The organism is Acidobacteriota bacterium (assembly GCA_030697165.1).
Classification (GTDB): domain Bacteria; phylum Acidobacteriota; class Vicinamibacteria; order Vicinamibacterales; family UBA2999; genus 12-FULL-67-14b.
The window spans coordinates 87788-114230 of sequence record JAUYQQ010000002.1 but is presented as its reverse complement, the minus strand read 5'-3'; the positions used below and the strand labels follow the sequence as shown (position 1 = coordinate 114230).

Sequence of the window (26443 nt, the reverse complement as noted above, 5' to 3'; positions counted from 1 at the left end):
GTCAGCCCATCCGTCCGGTCGACACCGCTCGCAAGAGCAGGTCCACCGGATCGGTGCCCGGTTCGTTTGCGATTAACGCCGCGACCAAGCCGCTGACGTTAGCGACGGCGAAGCTCAGACCCTTCAGGTTCTTCTCCGGCGGCACGCCAGGAATCGGCCGCGGGAAACCCGAGGCGGTGAAAGACACTTCACGGGCCGGACTCACGGCCACCCGGCACTGCTCTCGCGGCAGCGACCAATCGAGCGTCACGCTCCAGACGCCCGGCAAGCGCCCGGGCAGCCACGCCACACCGTCTTGCGGTCCCGCCGCGATGATGACCGCACCGGACTCGCGAAGGCGGCTGACCACCACAGCCAGCGCGCCCTCGTGTTGCGCATTGGTGGTGCCCAGGCTGAGGTTCACGACGTCGGCGCGTTGCTCAATCGCCCACTCGCCCGCGGCCACCAGCGCCGGCCCGGTCGCGGCCAACTCGCGATCGAACACTTTGGCGATCAGGATCTCAGCCGCCGGCGCCTTCTCGCGAACCACCGCGGCGACCGCCGTGCCGTGGCCCAGGCGATCGACGAAATCATCGTGAAGATCCCCGGATGAATCGATGCCGACCCCGCCACTGACACCCCCGACGTGAGGATGGGCCGCGTGCACGCCGCTGTCGATCAAGACGACCCTGACCGGCCGGGTCATGCGTCAATGCCCGCCGGGTGATCGATCTCGAACAGCCGCGCGAACACCCCGGATCGGCCGGCCAGCTCCTGCGGCCGGCCCTCGTCGACCACCCGGGCGCCCTCGAGCACGACCACGCGATCGGCGGCCATCGCCAGCTCGCGGCGATGCGTGATCAGCAGGGTGGTGCGGCCCTTCATCACCGCCTGGTAGCCATCGATGACCTGGCGCTGCGCGATCGCGTCAAGCGCCGCGGTTGGTTCGTCGAGGACCAGGACCGCCGGGTCGGCGAGAAACGCCCGCGCCAGCGCAATACGCTGCCGCTCGCCGGCCGACAGCGCGAGCCCGCGCTCGCCCACCAGCGTGGCAAACCCGCTCGGCAGCGCCGCGATGAACCGGGCAATGCCAGCTGCCTCGGCCGCCCGCATCACCTCGGCATCGGTCGCCGCGGGCCTGACGTAGCGGATGTTGTCGGCGACGCTGGCATGGAACAGCGTCGGCTCCTGCTCGACCAGGACGACGTGCCGGCGGAGGTCGTCGAGTTGCAAATCGCGCAGGTCGTGACCGTCGAGACGAACAACCCCGCTATCCGGATCCAGCAGTCGCGTCGCGAGGTACGCCAGGGTGCTCTTGCCGACACCACTGCCGCCGACCAGTGCCACGCACTCACCCGGCCGCGCCGTGAACGTCACCGCATCAAGGACGATTGACTGGCGATCGGTCCCGAGCGTCACGGCCTCGAACTGCACCTCGCCGCGGCACTGTGGCAGGGCCCGGGCGTCTTGCCGCTCTTGCACGTCCACCGGCGCATCGAGGATCTCGCGCACCCGGTTCCACGACACCTTGGCCGTGGTGAGGCTGGCGTAGAGCCCCATCAGGGCCTGCGCCGGCGCGAACACCCGCATCTGGTAGGCCAGAAACGCGCCCATCGTTCCCAGCGTCAACGTGCCGTCGATCACGCGCATGCCACCATAGAAGAACGCGACCGCGGAACCGATTGACAACACGGTGCCCGGCAGGCCGCCGGCAAAGTAGGTGACGCGCTGCATGCGCATCAGCGCGTCGATGAAGGCGCCGTTCAGGCCCCCGAAGCGGGCGCGCTCGCGAACCTGGGCGTTGGAGGCGACCACCAGCGACGTGGCCTGCAACGTCTCGATCAGGAAGCTGCCGATGTCGCTGCTGCGCTGTCGAAGGTCGGCGATGCGGCCTTCGAGCCGGCGACGGTAAAAGCCGAGGGCGATCAGGCTGATCGGCAGGGGCGCCAGCGCCATCAGCGACAGCCGCCAGTCGAGCCAAATCATCATCACCAGGCTGCCGGCCAGGAACAGCACGTTACCGACCCAGGCCAGCGCTGCCTCGGCCGCGACCCGCTGGATCTCGCTGATGTCATTGTTCAAGCGCGACACGATGTCGCCCAGCCGGGTGCGGGCGTAGAAGCGGGGCGACAGCCGCTGCAGATGCGCGTACATCGACAGCCGCATATCGAACAGGATCTCCGCCGACACGCGGGTGTAGCGCAGGCCGCTCACCACGTTCAACCCAAAGCCCACCACACCGAGCGCCGCGAACATCAGGACGATGCGGCGAAGGGCGACGGGGTCGCGGCCGATGAGCGCGTTGTCGATGAGATCCTTGGACAGGTACGGCATCGCCAGGGTGGCGGCCGTACTGATCAGGCTGATGACGAGAACCAGGACGAGGCGCCGCCAGTATGGAACGAGATAGGCGAACGCGCGTCGGTCCACGTGCTACTTCTTTGGCAGGATGAACAGGTTCGTCGTCTGGTCGGCGGTCATCGAAATGGTGCGCAGCAGCTGGTACGAGGTTGAGTCGTAAACGTCGATGGTCTCGCCGGCCTGGAAGACATAGAGCAGCCGGCCGTTCGACGACACGCGCATCGCCATGCGCGGCCGCCCTTCGAACGGCGTGCGGCTAATCAGCTTTCGCGCGGTCACATCGAAGGCCCAGAACTCGTAGCGGCCGATCTGCTGCATCAGTCCATAGCCGCGCTTGCGGTCGGGCGCCATGGCGAAGCCCACGCCTTCGGCGGGCCCGATCGGCGTGAAGTCGATGCTCTTGCCGACCAGGTTGACGCGACCGAGGCCCATGATGCGGCGGTTCTGCACCGGATCCTGGATGGTGAACAGGCCGGTGAAGAAGCCGGGGTCGTCGTTGAAGTCGTCGACCTGACCGAAGCTGATGCGGCCGAGGCCGGGCTCGAGCGGCCGGCTGAGCGCCCAGGTGTCGACCTCGGTGAAGTTCTGCGTCTCCAGGATCAGCACATCGTCGCCGAAGAAGTAGAGCAGCTTGCCGTCTGGCGAGAAGCGGATGTTGACGCCCTCGCGTTCCTCGCCCCGTGGCCACGGGATGGTGCGGGTGATCTTCTTCTCGGCGAGGTCGTAGAGCTGCAGCGAGATGTCGCCGATCTCCCAGCGGTCGATCTGCTTGGTGGCCGACCGCGTCAGCAGGATCAGGAACCGCTCGAGCGGGTCGACCTGCAGACCGCGAATGCGGACCTGCTTGTTGCCTTCGGTAAGGGTGAAGGTTGAGTCAGTGGTCCGCGTCGCAATATCGACCACTTCGATCTTCTCGAGCGTCGAGTCGAGCACGTAGAACTTGCGGCGCGACTGCGACAAGGTCAGCGAGCGGGGTATGCCGGTCGCGAGCTTGATCGCGCCGACCTGCCGGTCGGTCGCCTCGTCAAAGATGTGAATGGAGCCATCGTAGGCGCCGATGTAGAGCAAGTGGTCACCACCGGCAGCGATCGGCGCGCCGAGGCGAGCCGGCCGCTGCGCCGAGGTGGAGGTCGCGCCCACCGCGAGCGCCAGCGCAATTGCCACGAATACGAATCGCCGTCGCATCGCCATCACTTCTTCTCGTCCGGGAAGATCAAATCAATCTTGCGCCAGTCTTTTTGCGCGGCCGCACACTTCGCGGTCCAGTCGGGCGCGTGGTTCAACTGGTCGGGCACCTGCGCCGGCCAGAAGCAACCCATGTGGCAGTCGAACAGGTCGCGTTCGACCGGCTGGCACAACCCGGCGGTGCCGCCGTTGCGATCGGCTTCCCAGCCGGGTGAGAACACGAGCGAGCACCCGTTGGGAATGTGCGGCGGCTCGGGCTGCTGCGGCGGTCCCTGCTGCAACGCCACGACATCCTTGGCGGTGTCCCTGGTGACCTCTTCCATCCGCGTGGCCTTGCGATTGATCGCAGTCAGATGCTTCATGACACCTTCTCCGTTGGTGCGTCGTCAAACTGGGCCAGGAATTCTGGGTTGCGCGCCGCCAACTCGCCGTAGATTTCAAGGCAGGTGTGGGTCCAGCCGCGAATCCACTCGCAGTAGTGCAGGTTCGGCGATGCTGTTGAGCCGTAACGCGTGTTGGCTTCGTGGTAACAGCCGCCGGCGCAAATCGGGCGCGCCCAGCAGGTCTGGCAATCGGTCTTGTTGGCAACGTGGTGCGTGTCGAGAAACGCCTGCTGCTTCTCCCACGAGATGCCGTCGGTGACGGTGCCGAGGCCGTGGTCGTCGGAACCGGCGAAACGATGACACAAGGCCACGCGGCCGTCGGTCGACACGCCCATCAGGCCGATGCCGGCGCCGCACGGATACGCCTTGGCGTGGCCGTGATGAATCTCCTGCAGCGTCTCGCGCACGTTCGAAAAGCCGTGATGCCGGTTCCGCAGCGACGCCGCCAGGTAGTCGGCGGCCAGCGCGCGGAACTGCTCGAGCAGGTGGTCGAAGCCGCCGTCCGAAATGGCGTAGTCGCGGCCGGGCGCCGTGGTCACCGGCGCGAACCCGACTTCCCAGAATCCCAATTCCTCGGTCAGATGGTGATAGATGCGGCGGACGTCGAGCGTCTGCCGAGTCAGCGTGACCCGGGCGCCCACCGGCCGCGTGCGGTGCCGCTGCAGCAGCGCCTTGATCTTCGGCGCGGCCATCGCGTAGCTGCCCTGGCCGTTGTTGAAGACGCGGAACTTGTCCTGCATCTCTTCCGGGCCGTCGATTGAGATCGTGACGCCGACCCGCTCGTTGGCCAGGAACTCGATCACCTCCGGCTGCAGCAGCGTGGCGTTGGTGGTGAGGCTGAAGTCGATGTCCTTGCCGACTTCGGCAGCCCGCCGGCGGGCGTAGGCAATGGTCGCCTTGAGCACCGGGAAGTTCATCAGCGTTTCACCGCCGAAGAAGGTGATGTGCGCGTGCTTGTTCTCGCGCGACTCGCGCAACGCGAACTCGACGCTCTCGCGGGCGGTCTCTTCGCTCATGAACTTCGGTTGCTGGCCGTTGGCGGTGTCGACAATCTTGTCCTCGCCGTACTCGTAGCAGTAGGTGCAGGCCAGGTTGCACTGGTTGGTGACGTTCACCACCAGTGTCTGCAGCGGCACGGGGCGCAGCGGGACAATCTTCGGCTGTGGCTTATCCGGCTTGGCCCTCATCTCGCCGAGTGCGCGGACGCGCTGCAGTTCGGCAATCGTGTCGGTGACTTCGGCGGCGTCGAATCGATTCGACAGGTTGCGGGCCACATCGGCCACCGGCAGCGGGCCGCGCCCCAATTCCTGCAGGATCGCCTCGGAGCAATCGTCCAGCGCGAACACCGCCGCACTGGGCACGAGGTAGAGGTAGCGCCGGCCGGCCGCCTCGAACGAGTGGAACTCGCGCAGGCCGAGGGTCACGGGACACCCACTGTCGGGTCAAAGCGCATGTACAGCGGCACGGTGACCAGCAGGTGGGCCCTGGCGCGAATGCTGCCCGCCGGCTTTCCGCCACCGGCCTCGGCGGCGTAGGTCGCCACTACCCACACGTCGCCAATGTTGTTGCGGCTGCCCTTGCGTGCCGGGTTGGGACCATCGACGTTCGGCGTGAAGCGACCGGTCGCCGCATCCAGCGCACCCACGAACTTCACATCGTCATCGTCGTAGGTCGCCGCGAACTCTTCCATGCTCCAGGCGGCATCGACCATGCCGAGGCTCAGGTCGTCGGGCGTATCGGGCCGGCCGTCAGCGCCATTGTGGAAGGCCCACGCCTCGAACTGCGCCAGCATCTTCGGAAACGTGGTGCCGCCGACCCGCGCCATGGCCCAGTCGGGCTTGACCTTGATCGTGTCCACGCGATCGAACACCACGAGCGCCTTGGGCTTCGAGGCGCCGGCGACGAACAGGTCACGCGCGCCCAAGGCGGCGGTCGCCGCCACGTCGATGGCGGCGGTGGCCACGTCGGGAGTGACGCTGACGATCCGCGTGACGGTGAGGCCGGGGCCGAGATCGATATCCGCCGGGCGGAGCCCGGTTGGGAAGTTAGCGCCGTAAATCTTCAACTCCTGCCCAGTGGCGCCCTGCTTGAGCGCCGTGCGGTCGGTGCCGAGCACCCGCGGGTCGGCGTTGACCCGGTCGAGTCGCACGTCGAGTCCAACCTCGTCGTAGCCGCCCGTGAACCAGCGGCCCTCGAGCTGCCGCCAGTCGCGATCCACGAACATCACTTCCCGCATGGCCGAATCGGCGCCCGCGGCGGTGGTCGAGCGGCCGCGCCACTGGAAGCCGGTGTAGACCAGCGCGCGGCCAGTGCGCGTCACGGTTTCGCCAGTGCGGGCGACGCGGTAGGTCGTGGCGGTCGTGAACTCGTCGGGTGCCGCCGGATCGGCGCTGATCGTCACGCGGCCGAAGATGGCGCCTTTGCCGGCGTCCCAACCGCTCAGCGTCCAGGTGCCCTCGAGCCGGGCCGCGCGCATGGTGGCCGACCACGCCGTCCACTCGGGAGTCTTGAGCGGGAACGCACCAGAGAGATGGTCAACGGCCTTCTCCACCGGCTGCCGGAGGTCTGGCGGACGGCCATCGGCTGAGGGATCGCGTGGTGGCGGACCGTTGCGGCGGAACGCCTGGTTATCCACCAGGGGGTACCAGCCGCGGTGCATCGCCATCAGCAGGTTCCACTCGCCGCGGGTGCGCCGCTGCGAGATCACGCGGCCCATCGAGTGGCAGCGGATGCAGGTGGACTCGGTGTCGGCGCTGGCGGTGTACTTGAAGTCAATCAGCCGCCGTTCAGCTTCCCACGCGGCCGGCTTGGCCTCTTCGGGCGCCAGGCCGTGATTATTGGAGAGGTATTTGACCACCTGGCGCGCGGTGGCCGGATCGATGCTGAGGCCGTTCAGCGCCGCCATTCGCTGGATGGTCGACTGCCAGCCCTCGGGCGTGTTGCGCTGGAACGAGATGCGCGACATCTGGCCCTTGTCGTCGGGCCGGTGGCAGGTGCCGCACGCCTTCTGGACGGTGGCGTCCGTCACCGGGATGCCCTCCTCAGGCTTGGCCGTGGGCGCGGCCGCGGGCGGCTGCTGTGTGGCGGCCACACCCGCCAGCAACGTCACCAATAGAACCCCTACCACCGCGATGGCACGTGTCGCTCTCGTCACTTCGGGACCTCCGACAATTCGGCGTCATTGTGACACAAGCCAGCGCCGCGCAACCACGGTGGCAAGGGCAAACAGAAAGTCATGCAGGGGGACGTGGCCGTGCAACCGGCCGTACGCCTCGAACAGGTCGGGGACCTGCGCGCACTGCGGCGCCAGCTCCCTCAGCGCGATCACGTCAACGCCCCGCACGAATCGAATCGATTCGCTGCCGCTGACGATGTGTGGTTGGAGCACGATTTCGTGATTTCGAACGACCGGGCGCGGCTCGATGGCCGCGTCGCCGGGACGAAGGGCCAGGTTTGGCGCCGAGCGCAGCGCCTCGAGCGCCTCCCGCAGGACCAAGGCATCGGTGCCCGGCGCGTCGGGCGCGTCGGCGCGGTCGCGCCAGAACGCATCCGGGTGATTGGGCGCGGCCTCAGCCAGGAAGGCACGGCTCATCCGCGAATAGTGGCGCTCGATCTCCTGCTCGCGGCCGGAGAAGAAAGCCAGTGCGTACGGGCGCATGGCGGGCGTGCGCAGGCAGGTGTGCGCCACAACTGCCGCCAGCCAGCCCGACGCCAGCGCCTTCTTCACGCCTGCGGACGACAGGGGATCGATGAAGGAGCCGGCGTCGCCGGCCAGCAGCCAACCATCGCCCGCGTACTGCTCGGCGCGATACTCGGACGCGTCCCAGCCCTTCGGGCCGTCCACGCATTCAGCGGTGGCGGTCAGCCGCCGAAAGGTCACGGTCTTGTCGATCTCCGCGAGGTAAAGCTCGCGGGCCGAGGCGCCGCGGGCAAGCGCGGACCGTTGCGGATCGACCATCACCGCCACATGCCGAATGCCGGGCGACGTTGGCACCGACCAGGCCCATCCCGATTCGTAGGATTCGATCAGGGTATGCGTGTCGTCTGGCACGGGCCACGCCCCGGCGCGCTTCCATTCGGCCACCAGCGCCACCGTGCGCGGTCCGTCCGCATGGACGCGCACCCCTTTGGCGCGAGCCAGCAGGCCCGATCGACCAGTGGCGTCGATCAGGAACTGACCGGCCGCCGCCGCCAGGTCGGCCTCGACGACCAGCCGGCGTTCAACGGCCACGCCGGCGGCCCTCGCCTCCGCCAGCATCACGTCGTCCAGGCGCTGCAGTGGGACCTGCCATCCCAGGGAGCCGCCGGCAAATGGTTCGACGCGCGGCTGCGGCTGTCCCCACCAGACGGTATTGCCGGTGGAGCGGATGAAACCGGCGCGCCCGATCGCGTCGCGGATGCCCACGGCCTCGAACAGCTTGCCGGTGCTGGGGGGAACAGACACGGCCAGGCGAGCGTCGGGAGCCGGTCGCGTGATCAGGCGGACGGGATGGCCCCACTCCGAGAGGAGCTTCGCGGCAGCGGCACCCGCGGGACCGCCGCCGAGCACCACCACATGGTCAGTAACTTTCAACTTCAAGGCCCGGCACGCGCTTGAAGTGCTCGACGTTCCTGGTGACCACCGGCATCTCGTAGGCGAGGCCGGTGGCGGCGATCCAGAGTTCGCTCCGATCTATTGGGATGCGGTTGTCGCGCAAGTGACGGAATGCGCGGCCGTACTGCCAGCTGACTTCGGGGGTCACAGGCAACACATAATAGGGTGCCAGAAACGCCTCCCACCGAGCGCGGTCGCGCATGGAGATGCCTGAAGCGATCTCTCCCGCTACCACGAACGGCAGATAGAGCCGGGCGTCTTGGTTCGCCTCAAGGAACTCTAGCGCCCCTCCTGGCACCCCACGGCGATGAGTACGCTCAAGATCTCTTAGAAACGCGCTCTCAAGAATCAGCGCCCGGCCCATTTGTCCTCGGGCGGCGGATCGCGCTGAATAATCTCATCGATGCGGTCCAATTCCTCGTCACGGAGGTGCACCCGCCGCGAGCCCAACAAGTCGAGCAACGCCCGGCCGGTAATGGTATCTTCCGGCCAGGTGGCCCGCATCACCACCTCGCTGAACGACTCGTCGCGATAGCGGCGGGCGGCGCTCAGCCGGTTATATGCCTCTACTTTCAACGAAATCGTCTTGGTGGCCATATCTCAATATGCACATTACACAGATGGCAGGTCAATAGCCTGTTTCAACAGACACTTACGGCCGACAACAGCCCTTGAGTGGACACTGAGAATCGCGCTGTTTCTTGCCGAACCCGCACGCGTTCATCATCCCCAGGTGGCAGATCGAAAAGTCGAACTTCACCGGGTCGATGGGGTCGAGCGCACGTAGTGACTTGGTGATGTCGGTCGCCATTCGCCAGCCCGGGCTCTTGAGCTTCGTCAGCCGCAGGCACTGCCCGACGCGGATCACGTGCGTGTCGAGCGGCACGATCAACTGACTCGGCCGCACGCGCGTCCAGACGCCCAGATCGACTTGATCGCGGCGCACCATCCAGCGCAGGAAGAGATTGAGCCGCTTGCAGGCGCCGCCGGATGACGGGCGCGAGAAGAAGTAGGCGACACCGGGTTTCGGTTTCGCGCGGCCGTAGACCGCCTTCTGATCGAGCGCCAACGCCCGCGTCGAGAACGACTGCAGGCCCTCGCCGACGTCCACCGCGTCAGCCGGCAGGCCGGCGGCGAAGAAGCCCTCGATCGATCCGCCGTCTCGGATCATCTGGTGCATCACCCACACCAGCGCTGCCATGTCGATGCCCTTGGTCCAGCGATGCACCAGGTGATCGAACTTGCGGCGATCGCGGGCCGGCTCGAACGCGCGCACGAACGCGGCCGGCGACGGCCCCATCACCTGCAGCATGCCGTTGATCGAGTTGAGGACGCTTTGCACGCGCCCGAACGCGAGCGCCGCCGCGATAAACGCCACCACCTCGCGATCGTCGGGCCGCTCGTAGCGGTGCACGATCCAAATCGGATCGGTCACCACGCGATCCGCGTTGAACGTGAGGTAGAGCGTGTCCAGCGCCGAGCGGAGGTCGGCCAACGGCGTCAGAAGCTGGTGATCGGGACCCTGTCGGCGCACATCGGGCAGGACCCCGCCGCATAGTTGGGCGGCGCGGTGTATTCCACCAACGCCACGTTCGGCACGTCCACGGTGACGCACACCTCGCAGCGGTCGACGATCTGCATGGTCCCAATGACGATGCCGCCGGCAGCCGCGACCAGGTCCGCGCACTTGCGGAAGGTCGTCCCGGTGTTGCGCACGTCGTCCACGATCAACACGCGCTTGCCGTGCATGCTCGTCGCGTAGAACGGGCTGAGGACCGGGTCGCCTTCCTCATCGCCAAACGGCGCGAACGAGTACGGGGGATGCGTCATGGGCCGGCGGCCGTCGAGCAGGCCGGCCACCGTGTGGGCCAGCACCGCGCCGCCGGTCGCGGGGCCGGCAATCACCTCGGCCTCGGCGAAGTCCGCCGGCATGATGTCGATCAGATCCTGCGCGACGCGCCAGATCGTCGACGGCCACTGCAGCAGCTTGTGCGGATTCAGGTAGAGCTTGCCGTGAAAGCCGTTGCCGTAATCGAAGTGGCCCGCCATCACCACTTCGAAGCGGCGCATGTCGTCGAGCGCGCGCGCCCGGACACCGTCGTGACGGGCGTTTCCAGATGAAGTCATTGGAGTCCTGCCGCGGGGTTGGCGTAGACCGTGCGTCCGCCGACGATGGTGGCGGCCACGCCGCCCTTGAAGGCCCAGCCGTGGAACGGCGTGTTCTTCGACTTGCTGACCAGTTTGGTCTTGTCGACCGTCACGGGCAACTCCAGCGCCAGGATGGTGATGTCGGCCGGCGCTCCGGCCGACAAGGATCCGCCGGGCACGTTCAGGATCTTCGCCGGGTTCACCGACATCAGTTCGACCATGCGCGACAGCGTGATCAGGCCGGTGTGCACCAGTTTGTCGAGCGTGATCGACACCGCGGTTTCGAGACCGACAATGCCGAACGGCGCACGGTCGTACTCGACGTTCTTCTCGTCGTAATGATGCGGGGCGTGGTCGGTCGAAATCACGTCCACGGTGCCGTCGACGATACCGGCGAGCATGGCGTCGCGGTCGCGCGCCTCGCGCAGCGGCGGGTTCATCTTGGTGTTGGTGTCATACGCCACCGGCGCGGCCAGCAGGTCGTCGGTCAGCGTGAAGTGATGCGGGCACACCTCGCAGGTCACTTTCACGCCGCGGCTCTTGCCCTGGCGGACCGCCTCGATGGTGGTCCATGCGCTCATGTGCGCGATGTGGATGTGGCCGCCGGTCATTTCGGCCAGCAGGATGTCGCGCCCGGCGGTGATGGCCTCGGCGACGCCCGGAATGCCGCGCAGGCCGAGCGATGCCGCCACCGGGCCTTCGTGGGCGACGCCATCACCCTTCAGCGTTTGATCCTCGCAGTGCTCGATCACCGGCATGTTGAACATGCTGGTGTACTCGAGCGCCCGTCGCGCCAGCAGGGCCGTCGCCACCGGCAAACCGTCGTCGGTCACGGCGACACACCCGGCTTCCTTCAGCTCGGCGATATCCGCAAGCTCTTCGCCCTTCTGCCCGCGCGAGACGGCACCAATGGGATACACCCGCGCCAGGTTCGCTTCGGCTGCCTTCTGCAGGATCAGCTTGGTGACACCGGCGTTGTCGTTGACCGGCTTCGTGTTGGGCATGCAGGCGACCGCGGTGAAGCCACCGGCCACGGCCGAGGCCACGCCGGTCGCGACGGTTTCCTTGTGCTCCTGGCCGGGTTCGCGCAGGTGCACGTGCATGTCGATCAGGCCCGGACACACGACCAGCCCGGCCGGAATATTGATGACCTCGGCGCCGTCGGCCTTCAGGTTGGCACCGACCTCGGCAATACGATCGCCGTCGAGCAGCACATCGAAGATGCCATCGCGTCCGTTGGCCGGGTCGACGACGCGGCCGCCCTTGAGCAAGCGTTTCATAGGTGTGTGAGGAGCATGTGCGGCGTACGCCGCCCGGGTGACAGGAAAGTGGTCATGGACACCTCTTCTCGGGCTCGCGGGCCCGCGTTAAAGAGACGCTGGTGAGTATGGCATAGTGATGGGAGGTGTCGCCAGAAAGCATTTCGTCGCCATCGGCGTTAGCCGCCGACGCCACCTGGCCCCTGCTGCTCGCGGCCAGCGCCATGGCCGGCGACCTGGAGCGTGATGGGCGGGCACAGTCGTTCTCGCTGGACGGCACGAAGCTGCAACCGGTGACCGGTGATGCCGACCGTGCCGTGCTCGAGTGGCAGCCGGGCTCCGGTTGGCACTCGCGGCTGCCGGTCGACAGCCCTCTGGCAGACCTGCTCGATCTCTACCTCCCCATTTGCAGCGCAACGACTTCACGGCCGATGACCGTTGGACATCTTGGCCAGAGCCTCGACGGGTTCATCGCCACTCATTCCGGTGATTCGCAGTTCGTCACCGGCGGCGGCAACATCGTCCACCTGCATCGCATGCGGGCGTTGTGCGACGCGGTCGTGGTTGGTGCCGGCACGGTGGCCGCGGACGATCCGCAGCTGACGACCCGGCACGTGAGCGGGCCACACCCACTGCGCGTGATCTACGACCCGGGCCGGCGGCTCGCACCGACCTTCAAGCTCTTCACCGATGGCGCGGCCCCGACACTCTATGTCTGCGAACAATCACGGCTGGCGTCAGGCGAAACGCAGGTGGGCGATGCCACCGCCATCGGCGTTGCCGAAGGCCCGGGGGGCGTAGCGGAACTGCTGGCGCTGCTGCGGGCGCGCGGCTGCGGGCGCGTGTTCGTTGAAGGCGGTGGCGTCACGGTGTCGGCGTTTCTGGCAGCGGACTTGCTGGACCGCCTGCAACTCGCGATCGCGCCGGTGTTGATCGGCGACGGCCGGCCCGCCATTCGGCTGGCGCCGCAGGAGCGCCTGCGCGACTGCCTCCGCCCTGGCTATCGTGTGTTCCGGATGGGCGGCGACGTGCTGTTCGACTGCGAGCTGGATTCGCAGACCAACACCGATCACGCGGCCGACCGCGCTCCGGCCGTCACGCGAGTGATCTAGGCGTTACCTAGGCGCGCGAAACGTCACCATCTCGTACGCGATCCAGCCCTGCGCCAGGCATTCCTGCAAGGCGCTGCCACCATTCACGTAATCGAATCGGCCGGAGTTGATCGGCAGCAAGTTCAGCAACGGCAGCAGCGCGCTCAGCAGTCGGTCACGGGCGCGACCAAGTTCCAGGTAGGGCGACAGATCCACGGTCGAGTCGTGGCTAAAGCGGTGGGCTTGCGCCAGCGCCTGCAGTGCGTCGCGATCCAGCAGCGTGTTGACATGCCAGCCGCGGCAGAAACGCTCGATGGCGCGGGCCGCGCGCGGATCCGTGGTGGGACGGAGAAAGTCGTCGCAGATCACAAGCACTCCACCAGGTCTCAACAGCCGCCGGCACTGCGCGAAGAAGCGATCGGGCTCGGGGCCGTGCACAAACGACTCAATCGCATACGCGAGATCCGCTGTGCCGACCTCCGGGAGGTCGTTGTAGTCGCCGACCAGACATGCCACCCGATCCGAGAGGCCGGCTTCACGGATGCGGGCGTGAGCGATTCGGGCCTGCACCGGGCTGAGCGTGATGCCGGTGACCCGTACTGGCAGGCGCTCGGCCAGGTAGCACGCACTTCCAGCAACGCCGCACCCGAGGTCGACGATGTGGAGCGGGTGTCCAGCGGGCGCAGCCAGGGATTGCGCGATCTCCGCGATCCGATCCTCAACGTAGTGAAACGCCTGGGCACGGTGGCTGACCCCTGGCCCCCACACGGCGCGATGGATGGCGCCGCCACCCTGGCCGCGGGACACAAAGGTGGCTGAGTGACGATCGTAGTAATCGCGGACTTGCGCTGGGTCGAATCGGGGTGCCGGTGGCGCGGTCATGGTGTCGCCGGCCAGGCGGCGAGATCGTGATGGCGAACGGTGATGCGTGATCGTCCGGCATCAATGTGTGCGAGCCGGCGATCTCGCCAACCGGTGATCCAGCTGGGACCGGTGGAGGCAACCCCTTCTTGGGGTTGCCTAACGAGCGCCAACTCGCTGGCGGCACTCGCCCAATCGTTGATCAGGTAGCGCTGCATGTCGGCGTGCGCGGGTCCGATGTTCCAGTCGGCGGGCTCGATGTGAACCTGGTAGCCAACGTCGATGAAGCAGCGTTCGGCGCAGGCCACCGCGTCTGGGCCGGCGGCGATGCCACCAAGACCCTTGTCGGTGTGTTGGTGCTGATTCAGCAGCTCCCGAATGAGCTCGTCTTCGGGCTCCGCCGGCGAACACGATGATTCGCCGTTATAGGTGAGGGCAAACAGCACGGCGGCGCCCGCGTCCCGGCACCGCGCGGCGAGCGACTGGAGCCACGACTCGGACACGAGATCCAGCAGCGCCGATGCCGTCACCAGCTGCCGACCCGCGAACAGTCCGGGGTCGTCCAGCACCCGAAGGTCGCGCTGCCGTGTTTCGATCTCGCAGTCCAGCGTCTCGTGACGCACGTGTAGTCCCGTCGCCGTTGCGCGGCATTCGTAGCCGCGCGACGCGGCCCAGGACGCGGTGCGATTGGTCACCAGGGCGAGCAAGTCCGGGCTCCGGTCTACAACCAGCCAATGCTGGTGACCCGGCAGGCGATCGGCCAGGTAACGAACGTTGGATCCGGTGCCGGTGCCGAGATCCAGAACGTTGTAGGGCGCCCCTTCCTGGGGCGCCGCGTCGACAACCCGTTGGACGAGCCGCGACGACCGCGCTTCCCAATCGGCCGCCTCGCGCAGCTTCAGCCAGTCGCCAAGAGTTTCAGACATGGGAATTGAGTTTCTGAAGAGCAGCGTCCATCCGGGCGGCTGCCACCTCCCACACTGGCAGGCGATCGCGAACCTCGCGCGCGCCGGCTGCCATCCGGGCGCGAAGATCCGCGTCGCCGATGACGCGCGACAGCGCTTCCGCAAGTGGCGCCACCTCACCCGGTGGCACCACCACGCCGGCGTCGGCGCCAACGAGATCGGGAATCGCTCCCGTCGTCGTACTCACCACTGGCAGTCCGCGCGCCAGCGCCTCGGCCACGGCCATGCCGTAGGTCTCGCGGCGCGTGGCCAGGACGAACACATCGGCAGAGTCATAGCAGGTCACGAGTGCTTCGGCATCCAGCTCTCCGGCGAGCGTCACCCGATCGTCGAGTCCAAGCTGCCACACGAGGCTGCGAACGCGGTCAACGGTCGCGTGATCACGCGTCAGGCTTCCGGCGCACGTGAGGCGCCACGCTCGATTCGGCACGGCTGCCAGCGCCTCGAACAGCACATCATGTCCTTTCCCGGCGTTGACCGTCGCCACGCACAGCAGGTGCACGCGAGCGCCGTCAGAGCCCTTGGCCTGCGGTGCCGGGTCAGTGCCGGGTTCGACCACAACCACGCGATCGCGCGGCAGTGCATAGGGTTCGAGCAGGCCAAGAGTGGCCGCACCGGTGACGACAATCAGCGCCGACGCGGCGAGGGCACGCTGCTCCGCGACCGCCAGCCGATCGCGGGTTTCGGCATCGATGCTTACGTCAGCGGCAAGCGGCAGGTGGACGAGTGCGACGATGCGCAAGCGCGCGGCCTCGCGTTCGATGACCTCTGGGAGGGCACTGAGTGCGAGGCCATCCATCACCACCAGCGCGGCGTCTGGCAGCGCCGCCAGGGCCGCGGCCGCGCCTGTCACCGCCTCCGCCGAGGGCTGCGGAAAGTCGCCCGCAAGTTCCACGACCGTGATGTCCCAGCCACGCCGGCGCAAGCCATCGACCATGCGCCGGTCGTAGATCGAGCCGCCGGTCCTGGCGGCAATCGACCCGGGCACGACAAACACTGCTGATTTCATCAGGTCTTATTCTGAATCTGCGGCTGTGTTTGAATCTGCGGCTGTGATCAGTCTGCGGCGCCGACGCGGCCTTCGTACGCGGCCGATGCCACGTGCGATTCCTGCAGTGTCACGCGCAAGCTTTCCACCGCGCCGGCGCCGGGACCCAAATCACCGCGGTGGATCGCCGCCACCATCCGGTCGAACACGGTTCGTGCGATGAACTCAGTGGTGGTGTTCTTGCCCTTGAATTCCGGCACCTCGTCCAGGTTGCGGAAGTTCAGGTCGGCCAGCGCCTTCTTCAGCGCCTCGCCGGCGCGGCCAATATCGACGACGATCCCGTCGGCGTCGAGATCGGGGCGGCGGAACTCGGCGTCGACCACATAGGTCGCACCGTGCAGGCGCTGGGCGGGACCGAACACCTCGCCCCTGAAGCTGTGCGCGATCATGATGTGGTCGCGCACCGTTACGTAGTACATCGAGTGTTCCTTCCGTTGTCTTGGTGAATGATTGCGGGGTATCTCACAAATGCCTCGCACTGAAGCACCGAATCACTGAAGTGCCGACAATCTTTGTGGCCAAACGAGGTTCCGTGGTTCTGTGTTTCCGTGGTTCTGTGTGACGCATGGCAGAGAACACGGGCTAATACCGGATGCGATGGCACAACACATCGCCTGAAGATTGCGCCAGGCCGGCCATCACCTCCGGCAGCGTCTCGAACGGACTCTCGCCGGTGATCAGCGCATCGAGCGCCGGATCGCGAAGCATGCCTAGCGCCAGCTGCATCCGGCGGCGATGGTCCCACCTTGCGCGCTGCGCCGGGGCAATGCGACCCACCTGCGACGAGGCGATGGTCAGGCGCTTCGAGTGAAACGCGCCGCCGAGCGGCACGGTCACGGCTTGATCGCCGAACCAGCTCATCTCGACAATGGTCGCCTCGAGCGCGGCCAGGGTCAGCGCCAGCTCGAGTCCTGATGGCGACCCGCTGGCGTGGATGACGACATCGGCCTCGCCGGCGGCCGTCTCTGGCGTGGCGAACGGCACGCCCAACGCGCGCGCCACCGCCGCGCGTTGCGGGTTGGTGTCTACCAGCTCAACGACACATTCGGGGAGGCGGCTGGCCAGCCACGCGGTGAGCATGCCGACGGTGCCGGCGCCGATCACGGTGATGCGATCGCCGACGTGCGGCCGGGCGTCCCAAATACCGTTGAGAGCCGTCTCGAGGTTCGCGGCCAGCACCGCCCGGGCCGGAGGTACGTCATCAGGAATGACAGCCACGGCCGTGGCGGACACCACGAAGCGAGTCTGGTGCGGATGCAGCACGAACACATGGCGGCCCACCAGGTCTGCGGAACCCTGTTCGACGATGCCGGTCAGGGAGTAGCCGTACTTCACCGGCGCGGGAAATTCGCCCACCTGGAACGGCGCCCGCATGCGGGTCCACTCGGTCTGCGGAACGCGGCCGTTGAAAACCAGCGCCTCGGTGCCGCGGCTGATGCCGCTGTAGAGCGCGCGCACCACGACCTCGTCGCCCCCGGGGGTACGCAGTTCTTCAGTCCTGATCTCACCGCGCCCGGGCTCAACCACCCAAAACGCCCTGGATTCTGTATTCATTGCACTTTGCAATCCGACTCCCGGTTCCCGACTCCCGACTCCCGGCCCGGGTCTTCCATTCTCTCCCAGATACAATGCCGTCCTTGCCTCTTCGCACCCAGGTCCTGCTCGCGAGCGGTGTCGGCGCATTCGCCCTGGCCGTTGCCTCGCCCGCAGCGGCATCGGTATTCGCCGTCATGATGGCGGTGGCGGCGACCACGGTCGGTGCCCATCATCCGTTTGCGCGATTCGGGCCGGCCAACTACGTCACGATGCTCCGCGCGGCGGTGGTATCGCGAGCGGCGACCCTGCTCCTGGAGCCAACGAGCCACGAAGTCGCGTGGTTCGTGGTGGGGGCAACCGCCTGCCTGGCCGCCCTTGATGGTCTCGACGGCTGGCTCGCGCGGCGAACCGGCCTGGCCAGCATGTTCGGTGCCCGGTTCGACGTCGAGGTCGATGCCCTGCTGATCCTGGTGCTGTCGCTGTTCGTGTGGCGGTACGACAAGGCCGGGGTGTGGGTGCTGGCCTGCGGGTTGATGCGCTACGCGTTCGTCGCGGCCGGGTGGGTACTGCCGTGGATGAACAATCCGCTCAAACCAACACTTCGAGGCAAGAGCGTCGCCGTTGCGCAGTTCGCCGGCCTGGGCCTGGCGCTTGCCCCGGTGGTTCCGGCGCCGGCCAGTGCGGTCGTCGCGGCGGTCACATTGGCAACGCTCGTATGGTCGTTTGCCATCGATGTGAGGCGGTTGTCGAGGGGGTGACAGAAATCAGCCACAGAGAACACAGAGTCAAATACTTCAAAAGGCGTGTCCGCCAGTTCGAAGCCTGATCGCATTTAAAGAGGTTGGCTCTGTGTCGTCTGCGCCCTCTGTGGCAAGTTCGTGGACAAGCATCATTCCCGCACGCTGAAAGCTTCCAGCAACGCTGGGACCAGCGCGTGCATCTCGCCAGCCCCGGGCCGAACGGGTGCGAGGCCGTCGTGGAAGCCGCTCGCGCGCAGGCGGCGCAGCAACTCGGGACGACTGGCAATGACATGCACCGGCACGTCGCGCACCGCGGTGCGGCCGCTCACCGCCGCTGGAGGCTGGTGGTCGCCAATCACGATCAGCACCAGGTTCTCGCCGGCATGCGCGCGGATGTAGCCGGCCAGCGTGTCGTAGCCGTAGGCGATGGCGCGCAGGTAGCTCGGCGCCAGATCGGTAAGGTCAGGCGCGGGAGCGGCCGTCACGTCCTCGGGACGATAGCCGTCCTTCTGCAGCGCGCGTGACCACTCGGGCAAGAACGGCGGTACCGGGCCAAACGGCGCGTGCGAGGTGCTGGTGGGAAACACCGCGAACAGCGGCGCCCGCGACGCAGCACTGCGTTCGAGCGCATCGAGCCTGGCCAGCGCAAACTGATCGGGAATGCCCCACCAGCCAAACTCGGGGCCCTCGTACGCCAGCAAGTCACGACCGTAGATCACGTCGAAGCCGTAGAACGCGCCTTCGGGCCACGGCTGGCGCATGCCCGGCATCAACGCCACGGTCCGGTAGCCGCCGCGGCTGAATGCTCTCACGATGGTGTCGCGGGATGATGCCATCAGCGAGGTGTACTCGTACTGATCGGTCACCTTCACGCCGGTGAGCAGGCTGAGATGTGCCAGCCACGACGAAGCGCCAAAGGTCGGCGATTCCACATAGGCCGAGATCAACTCGCGCCCGGCGTCGCCCACGGCGGCTTCGAGATTGCGCCGGCTCCCCGCCAGCACTTCAGCGAACTCCGGATTGTCGAACGTGACCGCGCCGTACGATTCGAGAAACACCAGCACGACATCGGCGCCGTCCAGGTCGCGCAAGTCAGCCGTGCCGAAGTCCGGGCTGTCGCCCAGCACCGGCGAGGCGCCGCCGGTTGCGGTCATGGCGACAACGTATCGCGCCTGGCGCAGGTAGGCACCGGTCGCGGGCTCGGCAAACGCCGGCTGCGCGAACGACGTGACCTGCTGCAGCGTGAACAATGCAATCACGAGTGACGCAGCGGACCCGAGCAGGAGACGCGCGCGGCGATGCTGCACTGCGGCGGCCAGATGCCGAAGGGCAAGCCGGGCGAGCAGGAACACGGCGGCGATGACGAGCACCAGGCCGGCCGCCGCCGCCACGATTTGCCACGCCGGCACCGCGCGCGCCAGCATGGCGGTGACGTTGCCCAGGTGACGGGAATCCCAATAGAGGTTGAAGTCGCGGCCGTACAGACCCGGGGCCGTCACATCGAGGTAATGACCTGCGACCAGCAGCACCCACAGCACCGGCAGCACCCGCCGGGCCAGACGCTCGGCCCGTTGGTGCGCGACGGCCAGCAGCAGTACGCACACGGCGAGCTCCACCGACAACGCATTCTCCCAACGAATTTTCGGGGTGGGCCACACGTTGCCGAACGTGAGCGACGCGTTCAGCAGCAGCAGGGCGGCGGCGGCGAACACCGGCTACACCGACGAGAGCAGGTGACCGAGCTTGTCTTTCTTGGTCTTCAGGTAGCGTTCGTTCGCGGCGTTGGCCAGGATCTCGATCGGCAGGCGCTCGCTCACCGACAGGCCCTCGCCGGTGATGCCGGCCAGCTTGCGCGGGTTGTTGCTCATCAGCCGGGTCGAGCGCACGCCGAGGTCCTGCAGCATGCGAATGGCCGCGCGGTAGTCGCGCAGGTCGGCCGGGAAGCCGAGGCGGGCGTTGGCTTCAACCGTGTCGCAGCCGGCCTCCTGCAGGGCGTAGGCGCGAATCTTGTTCGCCAGGCCAATGCCGCGGCCTTCCTGGTTGAGATACAGCAGCACGCCGCGGCCCTCGTCCGAGATCCGCTGGAGCGCCGCGTGCAACTGCTCGCCGCAGTCGCACCGCGCCGAGTGGAAGATGTCGCCGGTCAGGCACGAGGAATGGACGCGGGCCAGCACGTTCTCGCCGTCGCCCAACTCGCCGCGCACCATGGCGACGTGCGTGCCACCGCCCAGCCCGTTCTCGAAGACGTGGATCGTGAACTCACCAAACTCGGTCGGCAACTGTGCGGTTGCGACGCGGCGAACGGGAGCCAAATGCCGTACAGCGTGGAGCAGGGTGCCCACGCGCGAGCGAAACCACCGGATCATGACTGCAACCAGACTACGACAGAAGCCAAGTCACCATCGTACGGGTGGGACGAAGGGTGTGTCAATCGGCCCGGGCCGCCTCGGCTTCGCCGCCCCCGGCCAGCAGGTAGAGCACCGCCATGCGCACGGCGACCCCATTGGCGACCTGGTCGAGGATTACGGACGAGGCGCCATCGGCAACTTCTGAGGCGATTTCCACCCCGCGGTTGATGGGCCCGGGATGCATGATGATGACGTCGGTCTTGGCCCGCGCCACCCGGGCTTCGGTCATGCCGAAGGTCCGGAAATACTCGCGCTGCGACGGGAAATAGGCGCCCTGCATGCGCTCGAGCTGGATGCGCAGCATCATGATCACGTCGGCGCCCTCGACGGCCTCGTCCACGCGCGTCGTCACCGTCACGCCCATCTGCGCGAGCCCCGGCGGAATCAGCGTCGCCGGCGCACACACCCAGACATCCGCGCCGAGCTTCGTCAGCAACAGCACGTTCGACCGCAGCACGCGGCTGTGCAGCAAGTCGCCCACGATTGCGATCTTGAGGCCGGCCAGTTTACCCTTGCGCTCGCGAATCGTGAACGCGTCGAGCAACGCCTGGGTCGGGTGCTCGTGCATGCCGTCGCCGGCATTGACGATGGCGGCCTTGCAGATGCGCGAGAGCAGGTGGCAGGCGCCGGAAGAGGCGTGACGCAGCACGATCATGCTCGGCGCCATCGCCTCGAGGTTCATCGCGGTGTCGACCAGCGTCTCGCCCTTCACCACGCTGGATGAGGCAATCGCCACGTTGAGTGTGTCCGCGCTCAGCCGCTTCTCGGCAATCTCGAACGAGGTCCGCGTGCGCGTGCTTGGCTCGAAGAACAGGTTGATGACGGTGCGGCCGCGCAGCGTCGGCACCTTCTTGATGGTGCGCTGCCCCACTTCCTTCATGGCCTCGGTCGTGTCGAGAATCAGGACGATCTCTTCGGGGCTCAGGTCGGCGATGCCAAGCAAGTGCTTCTGCTTGAGGGCGGTCAGCATCACGCCTTCCCTTCGAGCAACACTTCGTCCACGCCGTCGAGCTCGCGCAAGTGGACCTGCACGCTCTCGGTGCGGGAGGTCGGCACATTCTTGCCGACGTAGTCGGCCTTGATCGGCAGCTCGCGGTGGCCGCGATCGACCAGCACCACCAGCTGGATCGACTTGGGCCGGCCAAAATCCGTCAGCGCGTCGAGCGCGGCGCGCGTGGTCCGGCCCGTATAGAGCACGTCGTCCACGAGCACGATGGTGCGGCCATCGATGGAGAAAGGAATCTCGGTCTTGCGGACCATTGGCGCGAGGCCGACCGAGGCGCCCATCAGGTCGTCACGATAGAGGGTGATGTCGAGGGCGCCGACCGCGATTTCTTCCGTGGTGATCTGGAGGATGTCGTGGGCGATTCGATGGGCGATCGGCACGCCACGGCTGCGCACGCCCACGAGGGCGATGTTCGCCAGGCCGCGATTGTGCTCGATAATTTCGTGGGCGATGCGAGTGAGCGCGCGCGAGATGCGCTCCGCATCCATGACAACCGGCATAGTCACCTCTTTGCGAACTCGCAGGTCCGCGTTTAAAGAGAGCGGAGTCGCCTCCGCAGGTTGACTGGAACTATATCACCATGCGCCTGGCTGCGGGCCGAGCGCTACGCCCCGTCGGGCCGGCGGCGGCCCACTCCGGTCGCTTGCTCAAAAGCGTGCCCTAACCGCAACACGCCAAGGTCGTCACGATGCCGGCCGACAATCTGGATCCCCACCGGCAGGCCCTCGGGCGTAAACCCCGCCGGCACCGAGATCGCCGGGCGGCACGTGGTCGAGATCCAATACGCGGACTTCATCCACGCCACGTAGTTGTCCATCGCGACGCCCTCGATCGACTTCGGCCAATCGAGGTGCGCGTCGAACGGCGGTACCTGGTTGACCGCGCACACGAGGAACGGGTACTTCTCCTGGAACACGCGCATCCGCTCCAGCAACGCGCCGTGCTTGATGATCGCCTGCGCGACGTCGGCGCCGCTCAACTTGGCACCGGCCTCGATATCCCAAATCGCCTCGGGCTTCATCACCGCGCGGTGCTCTGCCAGCAGCGCACCGTTGGTGTTCCAGTTCGCCCACGACCGCAAGGTCAGGAAGATCTCGTCCACGTCACTGAAATCCGGCGTCGCTTCTTCGACGATGCAGCCGAGGTCCTCGAAGGTGCTGCGTTGTGATTCGAGCACGGCGCGCACGCGCCGGTCGAGAGGCAGCCCGCCCAGGTCCGGCGACCACGCCACCCGCACGCCCCTCCAATCGCGATCGAGCGGCGGCGTGAAGTCCTGCAGGTTCGACGGATACGACTGGGGATCGCGGCCGTCCTCGCCGGCGATCACGCTCAGCATGAACGCGGCGTCGGCCACCGACCGCGCCATCGGCCCCTTGACCGACACGCCGACCAGGGGCAGCGCCGCCGGGGCGACCGGCACCAGGCCGACGGTCGGCCGAAGCGCGACGATGTTGTTGAAGTTGGCCGGGTTGCGGAGCGAGCCGCCCAGGTCGCTGCCGTCGGCGAGTGGCAGCATGCCGGCCGCGAGCGCCGCGCCCGCCCCGCCGGACGAGCCGCCAGCGCTCTTGGTACGGTCGTACGGATTGTAAGTAGTGCCGTAGACCTTGTTGTAGGTATGCGAGCCCATGCCGAATTCGGGCACGTTGGTCTTGCCGATCGGAATGGTGCCGGCGCGACGCAGCCGCTCGACGATCACCGAGTCTTCAGACGGCATCACGTCCTTGAAAATCGGCGATCCCTTCGTGAACGGGAAGCCGACTACCGATTCAAGATCCTTGAACGCGATCGGAAGACCATGGAGGGCGCCGACGGCCTGGCCCGACGCCAGCTCGCGATCGGCCCGGTCGGCCAGCGCCAGGCACGAGTCCTCGTCGAGGCTGGCGACAATCGCGTTGAGCGACGGGTTGAAGCGCCTGATCTGGCCGAGAAAGGCCGACATCACCTCGCGCGCCGAGACCTGGCGCGACCTAATCAAGCCGGCGAGCTCGCGCGCGCTTGTGAAACAGAGCGCGTCGCCGGTCACATCCAACCAGCCTTCTTGAAGCGATACACCAGGTAGACGTCGATCAGCACCATCGCCGCGACCGCCGCCGGGTAGCCGTAGGCCCACTGCAACTCCGGCATGTTGGCGAAGTTCATTCCGTAGACACCCGCGACCATGGTCGGCACCGCGACGAGGGCCGCATAGGCGGCCAGTCGCTTGGTGACCTCACTCTCCTGCAGCGCGATCAGCGACAGGTTGACGGAGATGGCGGTGGTGACCATGTCGCGCAGGCTGTCGATCGACTGCTTGAGGCGCATCAGGTGGTCGTAGACGTCTCGGAAATACTCCTGGAGCCCGTTGCAAATCGGCGGCACGCGGCCGCCGTGCAGCTTGGCCGCCACTTCGAGCAGCGGCACGGTCGCGTGGTCCAGCGTCAACAGCTTGCGCTTGAGCGAGTACAGCTCTTCGATCTGGGCGCGGGTCGTCTGGCCGGCGAAGATGCGCTGCTCGATCCCCTCGATCTCCTCGCTCAAGGCATCGAGCACCGGAAAGTAGCGGTCGACGACCGTGTCCATCAACGCATAGAGCACGTAGGCGGGGCCGTGTTGCAGCAACTCGGGTTCCAGTTCGCAGCGGCGCCGCACCTCGGCGAATCCGACCTGTGCGTCGCTGCGCACCGAAATGATGTACTGCGGTCCAACGAAGATGGCGACCTCGCCGGTCAGCAGCTCGTCGCCGGCCGGCTCGACCAGGTGCAAGACGACAAACAGCGAGGAGCCATACTCCTCGACCTTCGGGCGCTGGTGGCCCTTCTGCGCGTCTTCGATCGCCAGCTCGTGAAGGTCAAATTCGTCTTGAAGCGACGCCAGCTCACCCGGTTGAGGATCCTTGAGCGCCACCCACACGAAGCAATCGGCCCGGTCCAGATGCGTGCGGACTTCGCCGAGCGAGATGTCGGCGAGCTTCTGACCACGATGGTAGGCAACACAGTTGACGAGCATGGTCTGCGATCAGGCCGGGGCCGCTGCATGATCGCCCGAACATGGACAGCGGCGCAATCAAGATCCCGCCAAAGACAGGAGATCAAGAGTTCAGGAGCATCTTTTGGTTGAACTCTTGAACTCCTGATCTCCTGTTCAACGTCCGTAGGTCGGGATGTAGGTGACCGGCTTGTCGCTCGTGAAGTCCGGCGTGAACAGATCGATGCGCGCAAAGCCTTCCATGTCGCGCCCGACCGGCAGGCCCAGGAAATACAGCAGCGTCGGCGCGAGGTCGACGACCGAGGCACGGGGCGGCCGGCCCGCGGCGATCGGCTGGCCGAAGGCCAGCACGAACCCATCGGGAGCGCGTTCGTGCGTGCCGCTAATGCGGGGATTGCCGAGAATCATCTCCAGCACCCGCTTGCTGGGGGTCAGCGGCTCCATCCCGAATGCCGACACCACTAGCAACAGACCATCGGGGCCGAGGCGATCCAGTTCCCGGCCCACCAGCGTGTCCATGAAGCCGTAGTACTGATCCAGCACGCGCCCGAAACGTTGCCGCTCGTCTTCCGAGACATCGCCGAACGCAGAAGGGTCGGCATAGCGCAGGAAGAAGTGGCCGACGGCATCGATGCCGGGGAAGCGCGCCGCCAGGAAGCGTGGCGCCGAGCCTCTCAGCGCGGTCAGCAACTGGAGGTGCACACGGTCGCCGACCACCGGCGTCGGATCGCGCCGCGCGTCGTAGTCGTTCACGGGTTGCGGCGCACCCATGTTCGCGACGAGCGCGACCGGATCAGGTTCGGCGGGCGTCTGCAACGCCACCCGCACGTCCGCCAGCAACTCCGGCGGCCACACCGCCGAGGCGCCCTCGAACGCCATCTCGGTTTCCGACAGGCGGTGGAAGGACTCGCTCACGACGAAGCCGTCAACCTGGGGCGCCGGCTGCGTGAGCGGCCAGCCGATCACGCCGACCCGCACGCCGTGGTCGCTCAGGATGCTCCAGATCGGCCGTGCCGTCAGGTCACTTGCGGTGAGCGGCTCGGCCGCCAGGAATCCAAAGCTCACCAGCGCCTGCGCGAAGCAATAGTCCGGCAACAACTGGATGGGCGGGCCACCGAAGACTCGATAGACCTCCGCCGATCGCACGCCGTTGTACATCGGGTAGCGGCCGGTGGCGATCGCGCTCCACACCGGCTCGGCCTGGGTCGGCCTGAGCGTGGCCAGGTGCAGCACCGCGCCCTGGTCGAAGATCCGGCCGATATTCGGCAACCGCCCGGCGGCGACCGCCGGCGAGATCATGTCGAGGGTGGCGCCATCGAACATCAGCAGCGTGACGTTGGCCTGCGCCCGCGATGCCTCGGGCTGGGCAACCGCGGTGGTGGGCCGCGCCGGCAGCGGCGTTGGGCGGGCCGGACCGCGCGCGACAATCGGCAGGACCACCGACAGCAGCATGGTCACCGACAGCAGCGCGGCGCTGGTGCGCCCGCCACGCCGCCCCAGGTGCGCGAGCGCAATCCCGAGGAAGACGACGCCGGCCGCCGAGACGATGCCGGCGCCGATGCCCATGCGGTTGGCGGTAATCGGATCGAGCACGGGGCCGAAGCTGCGCAGGTTCATCCACATCAAGGCGGCGCCCGTGCCGGCGGCCATCGTGCAGAGCCACGACAGCAGGCGCACGCTCAGCCACCCCGGCGACAGCACTTCAACCGCCAGGATCTGGCGCAGCACAATCAGCGCGTAGAACGCCACCGTCAGGTTGGCGCCATAGGCGACGCCCAGCACCAGCGCCAGCGGCAACAACGTGCCAGGAACGAGTGAGACCGAAGGATTGAGCTGCAGGACGAGCGCGGTAAGGTACCCGGAGGCCACGCCACCGGCGATCACCGAGTTCGACAGCATCCGCAGGTAGCGCATG

Annotated in this window: 25 protein-coding genes and 1 pseudogene; 2 read left to right on the top strand and 24 right to left on the bottom strand. The window is 67.0% G+C overall.

Translation table 11 applies throughout. The features are described 5' to 3' along the window. Nucleotide 1: 1 nt before the first annotated feature. The 12 genes from Q8T13_01925 to Q8T13_01870 form a co-directional block, all read right to left on the bottom strand. Nucleotides 2–685 (bottom strand): S8 family serine peptidase, encoded by a 684-nt coding sequence (locus tag Q8T13_01925; protein ID MDP3716506.1) that lies wholly within the window; start codon nt 683–685, stop codon nt 2–4. Then, nucleotides 682–2409 (bottom strand): ABC transporter ATP-binding protein, encoded by a 1728-nt coding sequence (locus Q8T13_01920; GenBank protein ID MDP3716505.1) that lies wholly within the window; start codon nt 2407–2409, stop codon nt 682–684. The genes Q8T13_01925 and Q8T13_01920 overlap by 4 nt, the downstream gene beginning before the upstream one ends. Nucleotides 2410–2412: 3 nt before the next feature. Beyond that, complete coding sequence (locus tag Q8T13_01915) at nt 2413–3525, bottom strand: hypothetical protein (protein ID MDP3716504.1); 1113 nt, start codon at nt 3523–3525, stop codon at nt 2413–2415. 5 nt (nt 3526–3530) lie between these two features. Beyond that, the gene (gene qhpC / locus Q8T13_01910; GenBank protein MDP3716503.1) at nt 3531–3887 is read right to left on the bottom strand and encodes a quinohemoprotein amine dehydrogenase subunit gamma; all 357 of its coding nucleotides are present in this window, start codon (nt 3885–3887) and stop codon (nt 3531–3533) included. Next, nucleotides 3884–5332, bottom strand: coding sequence for a quinohemoprotein amine dehydrogenase maturation protein (gene peaB / locus Q8T13_01905; GenBank protein ID MDP3716502.1), 1449 nt, complete (start codon nt 5330–5332; stop codon nt 3884–3886). The genes qhpC and peaB overlap by 4 nt, the downstream gene beginning before the upstream one ends. Next, complete coding sequence (gene peaA, locus Q8T13_01900; protein MDP3716501.1) at nt 5329–7017, bottom strand: quinohemoprotein amine dehydrogenase subunit alpha; 1689 nt, start codon at nt 7015–7017, stop codon at nt 5329–5331. Before peaA ends, peaB begins: the two co-directional genes overlap by 4 nt. A 69-nt stretch (nt 7018–7086) precedes the next feature. Next, nucleotides 7087–8487, bottom strand: a complete 1401-nt coding sequence (locus tag Q8T13_01895) for an FAD-dependent monooxygenase (GenBank protein MDP3716500.1) — start codon at nt 8485–8487, stop codon at nt 7087–7089. Continuing rightward, nucleotides 8468–8650 (bottom strand): type II toxin-antitoxin system VapC family toxin, encoded by a 183-nt coding sequence (locus tag Q8T13_01890; GenBank protein MDP3716499.1) that lies wholly within the window; start codon nt 8648–8650, stop codon nt 8468–8470. The genes Q8T13_01895 and Q8T13_01890 overlap by 20 nt, the downstream gene beginning before the upstream one ends. A 200-nt stretch (nt 8651–8850) precedes the next feature. Further along, entirely contained in the window at nt 8851–9099 is a 249-nt protein-coding gene (locus tag Q8T13_01885) for an antitoxin VapB family protein (protein MDP3716498.1), read from the bottom strand. Between the two features lie 55 nt (nt 9100–9154). Continuing rightward, nucleotides 9155–9997: a TIGR02757 family protein gene (locus Q8T13_01880; GenBank protein MDP3716497.1), complete on the bottom strand. Its 843-nt coding sequence runs from the start codon at nt 9995–9997 to the stop codon at nt 9155–9157. 5 nt (nt 9998–10002) lie between these two features. Beyond that, nucleotides 10003–10629 carry a phosphoribosyltransferase family protein gene (locus Q8T13_01875; GenBank protein MDP3716496.1) on the bottom strand — a complete coding sequence of 209 codons (627 nt, stop codon included), beginning with the start codon at nt 10627–10629 and terminating at the stop codon, nt 10003–10005. Next, complete coding sequence (locus Q8T13_01870) at nt 10626–11930, bottom strand: dihydroorotase (protein ID MDP3716495.1); 1305 nt, start codon at nt 11928–11930, stop codon at nt 10626–10628. The genes Q8T13_01875 and Q8T13_01870 overlap by 4 nt, the downstream gene beginning before the upstream one ends. A gap of 125 nt (nt 11931–12055) precedes the next feature. Here Q8T13_01870 and Q8T13_01865 point away from each other — a divergent pair, with 125 nt between their 5' ends. Further along, nucleotides 12056–13021: a RibD family protein gene (locus Q8T13_01865; protein ID MDP3716494.1), complete on the top strand. Its 966-nt coding sequence runs from the start codon at nt 12056–12058 to the stop codon at nt 13019–13021. A 3-nt stretch (nt 13022–13024) separates the two neighbouring features. On the opposite strand, the gene Q8T13_01860 is transcribed toward Q8T13_01865, so the two are convergent. The 5 genes from Q8T13_01860 to Q8T13_01840 form a co-directional block, all read right to left on the bottom strand. After that, nucleotides 13025–13882, bottom strand: a complete 858-nt coding sequence (locus Q8T13_01860; protein MDP3716493.1) for a methyltransferase domain-containing protein — start codon at nt 13880–13882, stop codon at nt 13025–13027. Then, the gene (locus Q8T13_01855; protein ID MDP3716492.1) at nt 13879–14787 is read right to left on the bottom strand and encodes a class I SAM-dependent methyltransferase; all 909 of its coding nucleotides are present in this window, start codon (nt 14785–14787) and stop codon (nt 13879–13881) included. The genes Q8T13_01860 and Q8T13_01855 overlap by 4 nt, the downstream gene beginning before the upstream one ends. Beyond that, nucleotides 14780–15835, bottom strand: a complete 1056-nt coding sequence (locus tag Q8T13_01850) for a glycosyltransferase family 4 protein (GenBank protein MDP3716491.1) — start codon at nt 15833–15835, stop codon at nt 14780–14782. The genes Q8T13_01855 and Q8T13_01850 overlap by 8 nt, the downstream gene beginning before the upstream one ends. Nucleotides 15836–15882: 47 nt before the next feature. Then, a complete protein-coding gene (locus tag Q8T13_01845) occupies nt 15883–16293 on the bottom strand; it encodes a 6-carboxytetrahydropterin synthase (GenBank protein MDP3716490.1) in 411 nt (136 codons plus the stop codon). Nucleotides 16294–16456: 163 nt separating this feature from the next. Further along, on the bottom strand, nt 16457–17428 hold the full coding sequence (locus Q8T13_01840; protein ID MDP3716489.1) for a zinc-binding alcohol dehydrogenase: 972 nt from the start codon (nt 17426–17428) through the stop codon (nt 16457–16459). 83 nt (nt 17429–17511) lie between these two features. On the opposite strand from Q8T13_01840, the gene Q8T13_01835 reads away from it, so the two are divergent. After that, entirely contained in the window at nt 17512–18168 is a 657-nt protein-coding gene (locus tag Q8T13_01835; GenBank protein ID MDP3716488.1) for a CDP-alcohol phosphatidyltransferase family protein, read from the top strand. Nucleotides 18169–18299: 131 nt separating this feature from the next. Here the strand turns inward: Q8T13_01835 and Q8T13_01830 are convergent, their stop codons facing one another. The 7 genes and pseudogenes from Q8T13_01830 to Q8T13_01800 all read right to left on the bottom strand — a co-directional run bounded on the left by Q8T13_01830 (nt 18300) and on the right by Q8T13_01800 (nt 26442). After that, nucleotides 18300–19862, bottom strand: coding sequence for a hypothetical protein (locus tag Q8T13_01830; GenBank protein MDP3716487.1), 1563 nt, complete (start codon nt 19860–19862; stop codon nt 18300–18302). Nucleotides 19863–19865: 3 nt separating this feature from the next. Then, nucleotides 19866–20453, bottom strand: a pseudogene (gene ribA, locus Q8T13_01825) (GTP cyclohydrolase II). Between the two features lie 124 nt (nt 20454–20577). Next, a complete protein-coding gene (locus Q8T13_01820; protein ID MDP3716486.1) occupies nt 20578–21528 on the bottom strand; it encodes an aspartate carbamoyltransferase catalytic subunit in 951 nt (316 codons plus the stop codon). Next, on the bottom strand, nt 21528–22064 hold the full coding sequence (gene pyrR, locus Q8T13_01815; GenBank protein MDP3716485.1) for a bifunctional pyr operon transcriptional regulator/uracil phosphoribosyltransferase PyrR: 537 nt from the start codon (nt 22062–22064) through the stop codon (nt 21528–21530). Before pyrR ends, Q8T13_01820 begins: the two co-directional genes overlap by 1 nt. Nucleotides 22065–22168: 104 nt before the next feature. Continuing rightward, entirely contained in the window at nt 22169–23587 is a 1419-nt protein-coding gene (locus Q8T13_01810) for an amidase (GenBank protein MDP3716484.1), read from the bottom strand. Further along, entirely contained in the window at nt 23584–24549 is a 966-nt protein-coding gene (corA, locus tag Q8T13_01805) for a magnesium/cobalt transporter CorA (GenBank protein ID MDP3716483.1), read from the bottom strand. The genes Q8T13_01810 and corA overlap by 4 nt, the downstream gene beginning before the upstream one ends. Nucleotides 24550–24684: 135 nt before the next feature. Then, nucleotides 24685–26442, bottom strand: a complete 1758-nt coding sequence (locus Q8T13_01800; GenBank protein ID MDP3716482.1) for an alkaline phosphatase family protein — start codon at nt 26440–26442, stop codon at nt 24685–24687. Nucleotide 26443: the final 1 nt, after the last annotated feature.

Excerpts from the sequence above, each read along its gene's own strand:
- pyrR (MDP3716485.1), bottom strand. The coding sequence starts at position 22,064 with ATGCCGGTTGTCATGGATGCGGAGCGCATCTCGCGCGCGCTCACTCGC.
- Q8T13_01915 (MDP3716504.1), bottom strand. The coding sequence starts at position 3,525 with ATGCGACGGCGATTCGTATTCGTGGCAATTGCGCTGGCGCTCGCGGTG.
- Q8T13_01820 (MDP3716486.1), bottom strand. The coding sequence starts at position 21,528 with ATGCTGACCGCCCTCAAGCAGAAGCACTTGCTTGGCATCGCCGACCTG.
- Q8T13_01840 (MDP3716489.1), bottom strand. The coding sequence starts at position 17,428 with ATGAATACAGAATCCAGGGCGTTTTGGGTGGTTGAGCCCGGGCGCGGT.
- qhpC (MDP3716503.1), bottom strand. The coding sequence starts at position 3,887 with ATGAAGCATCTGACTGCGATCAATCGCAAGGCCACGCGGATGGAAGAG.
- Q8T13_01850 (MDP3716491.1), bottom strand. The coding sequence starts at position 15,835 with ATGAAATCAGCAGTGTTTGTCGTGCCCGGGTCGATTGCCGCCAGGACC.
- corA (MDP3716483.1), bottom strand. The coding sequence starts at position 24,549 with ATGCTCGTCAACTGTGTTGCCTACCATCGTGGTCAGAAGCTCGCCGAC.
- Q8T13_01925 (MDP3716506.1), bottom strand. The coding sequence starts at position 685 with ATGACCCGGCCGGTCAGGGTCGTCTTGATCGACAGCGGCGTGCACGCG.
- Q8T13_01875 (MDP3716496.1), bottom strand. The coding sequence starts at position 10,629 with ATGACTTCATCTGGAAACGCCCGTCACGACGGTGTCCGGGCGCGCGCG.
- Q8T13_01885 (MDP3716498.1), bottom strand. The coding sequence starts at position 9,099 with ATGGCCACCAAGACGATTTCGTTGAAAGTAGAGGCATATAACCGGCTG.
- Q8T13_01845 (MDP3716490.1), bottom strand. The coding sequence starts at position 16,293 with ATGTACTACGTAACGGTGCGCGACCACATCATGATCGCGCACAGCTTC.
- Q8T13_01800 (MDP3716482.1), bottom strand. The coding sequence starts at position 26,442 with ATGCGCTACCTGCGGATGCTGTCGAACTCGGTGATCGCCGGTGGCGTG.
- Q8T13_01860 (MDP3716493.1), bottom strand. The coding sequence starts at position 13,882 with ATGACCGCGCCACCGGCACCCCGATTCGACCCAGCGCAAGTCCGCGAT.
- Q8T13_01870 (MDP3716495.1), bottom strand. The coding sequence starts at position 11,930 with ATGAAACGCTTGCTCAAGGGCGGCCGCGTCGTCGACCCGGCCAACGGA.
- Q8T13_01855 (MDP3716492.1), bottom strand. The coding sequence starts at position 14,787 with ATGTCTGAAACTCTTGGCGACTGGCTGAAGCTGCGCGAGGCGGCCGAT.